Source organism: Staphylococcus simulans (assembly GCF_003043455.1).
Classification (GTDB): domain Bacteria; phylum Bacillota; class Bacilli; order Staphylococcales; family Staphylococcaceae; genus Staphylococcus; species Staphylococcus simulans_A.
In genome coordinates, this window is sequence record NZ_PZGG01000085.1 from 1 (window position 1) to 6,575 (window position 6,575).

Annotated in this window: 6 protein-coding genes; 5 read left to right on the forward strand and 1 reads right to left on the reverse strand. The window is 35.8% G+C overall.

The window, feature by feature from the left end:
* Window positions 1–108: 108 nt before the first annotated feature.
* The 5 genes from BU038_RS11285 (at window position 109) to phoU (ending at window position 4,680) form a co-directional block, all read left to right on the forward strand.
* Window positions 109–1,053, forward strand: a complete 945-nt coding sequence (locus tag BU038_RS11285) for a phosphate ABC transporter substrate-binding protein PstS family protein (protein ID WP_107606117.1) — start codon at window positions 109–111, stop codon at window positions 1,051–1,053.
* 201 nt (window positions 1,054–1,254) lie between these two features.
* Entirely contained in the window at window positions 1,255–2,154 is a 900-nt protein-coding gene (pstC, locus tag BU038_RS11290; RefSeq protein ID WP_428843601.1) for a phosphate ABC transporter permease subunit PstC, read from the forward strand.
* Window position 2,155: 1 nt separating this feature from the next.
* Window positions 2,156–3,088, forward strand: a complete 933-nt coding sequence (pstA, locus tag BU038_RS11295; RefSeq protein WP_107606119.1) for a phosphate ABC transporter permease PstA — start codon at window positions 2,156–2,158, stop codon at window positions 3,086–3,088.
* Window positions 3,089–3,139: 51 nt separating this feature from the next.
* Window positions 3,140–4,033: a phosphate ABC transporter ATP-binding protein PstB gene (gene pstB / locus BU038_RS11300; protein WP_107606120.1), complete on the forward strand. Its 894-nt coding sequence runs from the start codon at window positions 3,140–3,142 to the stop codon at window positions 4,031–4,033.
* A complete protein-coding gene (gene phoU, locus BU038_RS11305) occupies window positions 4,033–4,680 on the forward strand; it encodes a phosphate signaling complex protein PhoU (RefSeq protein WP_002480899.1) in 648 nt (215 codons plus the stop codon). The genes pstB and phoU overlap by 1 nt, the downstream gene beginning before the upstream one ends.
* 92 nt (window positions 4,681–4,772) lie before the next feature.
* Here phoU and pepF read toward each other — a convergent pair.
* Window positions 4,773–6,575, reverse strand: a 1,803-nt coding sequence (pepF, locus tag BU038_RS11310) for an oligoendopeptidase F (RefSeq protein WP_107606121.1), incomplete at its 5' end; no start/stop codon positions are given.

The window sequence follows — 6,575 nt, forward strand, 5'->3', positions numbered from 1 at the left end:
GTAATTAACAATCCGTCTGTAATATAGGTGTTGAAAGTAATTACATACAGCTTGAGCAAACAAAAAAATCTTAACGCTCAAATGTTTATTTTAGGAGGATTTCTTATCATGAAAAAATGGCAAGTTTTAGGAACTACAGTAATTGGTGCTTCATTATTATTAGGCGCATGTGGAAACAGCGGCGGCGGTAGCAGCGACAGCGGAGATAGTAAGGATAAAGAAGTCAAAGGCGAAGTTAAAGGTGACGGTTCTTCAACTGTAGGACCAATTATTGAAATTTTAAATGAGAAATTTGCTCAAAAATATCCGAACGTTACGGTTTCATCTGGTACTTCTGGTACAGGTGGCGGTTTTGAAAAATTCATCAATAACGAAACTGATTTCTCAAACGCTTCACGTCCAATCAAACCTGAAGAGAAAAAGAAATTAGAAGAAAAAGGTATCAAGTACTCTGAATGGAAGATCGCTAAAGACGGTGTAACAATCGCAGTTAACAAAGATAACGATTTCGTTAAAGAATTAACAGTTGATGAGTTGAAAAAAATCTATTCTGGTCAAGCTAAAACTTGGAAAGACGTTAACCCTAAATTCCCAGCTAAAGAAATCAAAGCATTCTCACCAGACCAATCACACGGTACTTATGATTTCTTCAGTGAAGAAGTTATGAATAAAGAAGATATCAAAGCTGAGAAAAACGCAGATACAAACGTTATCGTACAATCAGTTAAAAATAACAAAAACGGTGTAGGTTACTTCGGTTACAACTTCTACGAACAAAACAAAGATTCATTAAAAGAAGTTAAAATCAAAGGTAAAGACGGTAAAGCAATCGAACCAACTAAGAAATCTATCCAAGATGGTTCTTACGCATTAAGCCGTGACTTATATGTATACACTAACGACAAAAAACTTAAAGACAACAAAGGTCTTAACACATTCATCAAATTTATCTTAGAAGATAAAGGTAAATCAGCAGAAAAAGCTGGCTATGTAGCATTACCTGAAAAAGACTACAAAGACCAACTTAAAAAATTAGAGGATTCAACTAAATAATCACAGCATTACTCAAGTTAAACTTCCATTAGCAGCGAAACTTTCAACTTAGTTTCGCATCTCATAAGCACTTGTCCACCCGAGCTGTGTCTCGGGTGTGCTTGTTTAAAGATAAAAACACACAATCAAATCGTTTAACACTTATTATTTTCCAAGGGAAGGAAGAAGGGAATTATGAAATCTCAACACAACGTTAGAGAAATGATTGCTCATAACCAAAGAAATAACAAAGGTATCAGTGACAAACTTGTTCCTATTGTTTTAGCGGTTATCGCGGTGATATCAATTCTAACAACAATTGGTATCTTATTTACTCTATTAACAGAAACTATTACATTCTTCACACGTGTATCTATTACAGAATTCTTGTTTACAAGAGAGTGGAACCCATTCTCTAGCGACCCGAAATATGGTATTTGGGCATTAATATTTGGTACGTTGAAAGTTACTGTCATTGCGACACTCTTTGCGGTACCTATTGGTTTAGGCGCAGCAATTTACTTGAGCGAATATGCAACAGACAGAATGCGTAAAATTATTAAACCTGTACTTGAAATTTTAGCAGGGATCCCAACTATTGTGTTTGGTTTCTTCGCATTAACATTCGTAACGCCGATGTTACGTAGTATCTTCCCAGAATTAGGAAGCTTCAACTCAATTTCACCAGGTTTAGTAGTAGGGGTTATGATTATCCCATTAATCACAAGTTTAAGTGAAGATGCGATGGCATCAGTACCGAACAAAATTCGTGAGGGTGCATTAGGATTAGGCGCAACAAAATTTGAAGTTGCGACGAAAGTTGTTTTACCAGCAGCCATTTCAGGGATTGTCGCTTCAATTGTTTTAGCAATCTCAAGAGCCATCGGTGAAACAATGATTGTATCTCTAGCAGCAGGTAGTACACCAGATGCAACATTTAATTTAACTGGTTCAATTCAAACTATGACAGGTTATATCGTACAAGTTGCTACAGGTGATGCAACATTCGGATCTGATACGTATTACAGTATTTACGCTGTAGGATTTACGCTTTTCCTTTTCACACTTGTAATGAATTTAATCTCTCAATGGATTGCAAAACGTTTCAGAGAGGAGTATTAAGATGTCGACTACAACAACTACAAACCAAACTGGCGGCAGCAGAGCGCTCGTTAACCAACAACAAGTTGAAAAGAAATTATCATCTCGTCTAACTAAAAACAAGGTGTTGAAGTGGGTATTCTTCGCTTGTACTTTAATCGGCCTTGTTGTCTTAGCAGCATTATTAATCGATACATTAATTAAAGGGATTCCTTATTTAAAGCCATCGTTCTTTACGAACTTCTCATCTTCAATGCCATCAATGGCAGGGATTAAAGGTGCATTAGTCGGAACATTATGGTTAATGATTACAATCATTCCTATCTCAATCATTTTAGGAGTAGGTACAGCGATTTATCTTGAAGAATATGCGAAAGATAACGCGTTCACAAGCTTCGTTAAAATCAGTATTTCAAACTTAGCTGGTGTACCTTCAGTTGTATTCGGTTTATTAGGACTTACGATTTTCGTTCGTGGTATGGGAATTGAATCTTTATCACTAGGTAAATCAATCATTGCTGCAGCATTAACAATGTCATTACTGATTCTTCCAGTCATCATTGTTTCAAGCCAAGAGGCTATCCGTGCTGTACCTAAATCAGTGCGAGAAGCAAGTTATGGTCTAGGCGGCAACAAATGGCAAACGATTTATAAAATTGTATTACCAGCTGCATTACCTGGTATCTTAACAGGATTCATCTTATCACTATCACGTGCATTAGGTGAAACAGCACCATTAATCTTAATCGGTATCCCAACAATCTTATTACGCTTACCAAGCGGAATTTTCGATATGTTCCAAGCAATGCCGATTCAAATTTACAACTGGGCAAAAATGCCGCAAGAAGCATTCCAACATGTCGCATCAGCCGGCATCATCGTTTTACTTGTATTGCTACTAGCGATGAATGGTTTAGCGATATTCTTAAGAAACAAATTCAGTAAAAAATACTAATTGATAAATTGAAGCTCACGAATAATAATTGATCAAAGGAGTTTTGACAGAATGGAAAAAGTTCAAGACAGAAAACAAGGACAAGACAAGGCAAAGCTAAATGAAGAGTTACAAAGCCACGCGTCAGAACGTACAATTAAAGTAGAATCACATTCTAATGAATCGTCTAAAATCGTAACAGATACAAACAAAGAAATTGTTTACTCTACGCAAAATTTAGACTTATGGTACGGCGACAACCACGCATTAAAAAATATCAACTTAGATATTTTAGAAAACAATGTCACTGCGATTATCGGACCATCAGGTTGCGGTAAATCAACGTACATTAAAACATTAAACAGAATGGTAGAACTTGTACCAAGTGTTAAAACTGCAGGTAAAATTCTTTACCGCGGCAACGATATTTTCAGCAATAAACAATCTGTTGAAAAATTACGTACAAACGTAGGTATGGTGTTCCAACAACCGAACCCATTCCCGAAATCAATTTATGATAACATCACTTACGGTCCAAAAATCCACGGTATCAAAGACAAAAAAGTCTTAGATGAAATCGTTGAGAAATCATTACGCGGCGCAGCAATCTGGGATGAATTAAAAGACAGATTAAACCAAAACGCATATGGTTTATCAGGTGGACAACAACAACGTGTATGTATCGCAAGATGTTTAGCAATTGAACCTGATGTTATCTTAATGGATGAACCAACATCAGCACTTGACCCAATTTCAACTTTAAAAGTTGAAGAATTAGTTCAAGAATTAAAACAAAAATATTCTATCATCATGGTAACGCATAACATGCAACAGGCAGCACGTATTTCAGACAAAACAGCATTCTTCTTAAATGGTTACGTAAACGAGTACGATGATACTGATAAGCTCTTCTCTAATCCTTCTGATAAACAAACAGAAGACTACATTTCAGGACGTTTCGGTTAATGACTGTCATTCGTCAGCATTACGAAGAGCAACTCAAAGACTTAATCAAAGATTTACGTGCTTTGGGAATTAAAGTCTACTTCAGTATCGAAAAAGCAGTTCAATCTTTAAATAAAGAAGATCGAAACTTTGCGCGCCAAATCATCAAAGGTGATTTGGATATTAACCAATTAGAAGATGAAATTAATGAAAAAGTTGTGATGTTAATTACAAAACAACAACCGATTGCGACAGATTTACGTATGATGATTGCCGCATTGAAAATCGCATCGGAATTTGAACGAATCGGTGATAATGCCGCAAGCATTGCTAAAATCCGTAAACGTGTGAAAATCACTGATCATTACATTTTAACGCGTTTAAAAACAATGGGTGATTTAGGGTTGCTGATGCTGAAAGATTTAGACACAGCATTTAAAAATAAAGACGTAACTTTAATTCTTGAAATTATCGAACGTGATAAAGATATTGACGATTTATATAAAGACATCGTGAATACGACTTATTTAATCGATAATGATCCTTTTGTGGCAGGGCAAGCCCACTTAGCCGCAAGACATTTAGAACGTATGGGAGATCATATCGCAAATATCGCTGAAAATATTTACTACTATATTACTGGCGAAGCTTACGAATCAATGGTCTAAAAATATACAAACAGGGAGAACGCTCAATGTGAGTGTTCTCCCTGTTTTATTTGTGTGTCTCAACAATATATAAATCTTGATATGAACTTTGCTTATGATTGTTGGTTAATTTCTTCTGTTAATTCTTCAAGTTCATCTACAAGACTGCTGATATAACTGATTGTCTCACGTAGTGGGGCATCTGTTGTAATATCAATGCCTGCTGTTTTTGCTAATTCTACAGGTGATAAACTTCCGCCAGCTTTCAAGGTATTCAACCAATCTTCTACTGCAGGTTGACCTTCATTTTTGATACGTTGTGACATCACTGTACCGATTGTTAAACCTGCTGAATATGTGTAGGAATATAAGCCCATATAATAGTGTGGTTGACGCATCCAAGTCAATTCTGCACCTTCAGAAATTTCAACTGCATCACCAAAGAAGTCTTGATAAACTTTACGTGTAATATCATTAAGTGTAGACGCAGTTAAAGTTTCACCTGCATCTACTAAGCGATATACTTCTCTTTGATACGTTGCTTCTAATAAGTGTGTTACCATATTGTGATAATATGTTCTTGAAATAATAGAACCAATTACCCAACGTTTGAATTTAGGGTCATTACTACTTTCAAAGAGATAGTTCGACATCAACATTTCATTAGTAGTAGATGGTGCTTCTACAAAGTACATAGATGCTTCTGATTCTAAGAAGTTTTGATGACTTTGTGCAAGATTGAAATGTCCTGCATGACCTAATTCATGTGCTAATACAAAGGCTTCATTCATTTTACCAGTCCATGAGATAAAGACATAGCTATGAGAAGCATATGGACTTGCGCAATAAGCGCCTGTTTCTTTACCTTTATTTTGCGCAAAATCAATCCAACGATCATCATAAGCTGCTTGTACCATATTCAAGTAGTCATCGCCTAAAATACCTAATGCATTATAGATATAGTTTTTAGAATCTTCAATTGAAATTTCTGGGTCGTATGATGGATCAATAGAGACTTTCAAGTCTTCAAATTTCATATGGTCAAAACCATGAACTTTTTGAAGTAATTTCGCATAACGTTGCATGACAGGTGCCAATTCACTCATAATGACGTCAATTTGACGATCGTACATTTCTCTAGTTACTTCTTGTTCTTCTAATAAGTAATCAATAACTGAATCATAACCTCTTAAATCCGCTTCAATCTTCTCTTGTTGCACATGCGTATTATAAATCGCAGCTGTAGTGTGTTGATATTTACGTAAGGCTTCACTGAAATGTTTAAAGCTTTTACGTCTGAAAGTTGTATCTGGATTATCTTCATATTCATTTTCGAAAGTAGGGTAGTCTAATGGATACGTTTTGCCGTCTACTTCAAATGGTTCGAAATGAATATCCAACATTTTAGTAATACCATACATATCATACGCTGCACTGAATGTAGGTGATAACGCCGCTAATGTTTTTTCAACTTCGAATGACAATTGATGTGGTTTACGACGTTTCAATTGTTTTAAATAATGCGGGTACGGTGTATCAGCAATCAATTCATCAATTTGTGCATCAGATAATGCCAGAATTTCTGACTCCACAAAAGCAAGTTGACTGGCGATTTTTCCATACGATGTGCTGAGTTTAGCGCTCAATTTTTGACGGTTCGGGTCAGTCGTATCCACGCTGTGATACATTTCTGCATAATTACCTAAACGATCAATTTGAACTAATAAATCTACAAAGCGTGGTAATGCTGCTTTCACTTGTTCTACTGAATCTAAATGGTTTTCAAACGTTTTATTAAACGCAAGTGTATCACTTAGTACTTCTTCTAATGTTTGATAAAACGCTTCATCACTTTCAAATAAATCCGATAAGTCCCATTTCTCTTGCTCAGGAATATCTTTTCTTAATGGTAATCC

Excerpts from the sequence above, each read along its gene's own strand:
- pstA (WP_107606119.1), top strand. The coding sequence starts at position 2,156 with ATGTCGACTACAACAACTACAAACCAAACTGGCGGCAGCAGAGCGCTC.
- BU038_RS11285 (WP_107606117.1), top strand. The coding sequence starts at position 109 with ATGAAAAAATGGCAAGTTTTAGGAACTACAGTAATTGGTGCTTCATTA.
- pstB (WP_107606120.1), top strand. The coding sequence starts at position 3,140 with ATGGAAAAAGTTCAAGACAGAAAACAAGGACAAGACAAGGCAAAGCTA.
- phoU (WP_002480899.1), top strand. The coding sequence starts at position 4,033 with ATGACTGTCATTCGTCAGCATTACGAAGAGCAACTCAAAGACTTAATC.
- pstC (WP_428843601.1), top strand. The coding sequence starts at position 1,255 with ATGATTGCTCATAACCAAAGAAATAACAAAGGTATCAGTGACAAACTT.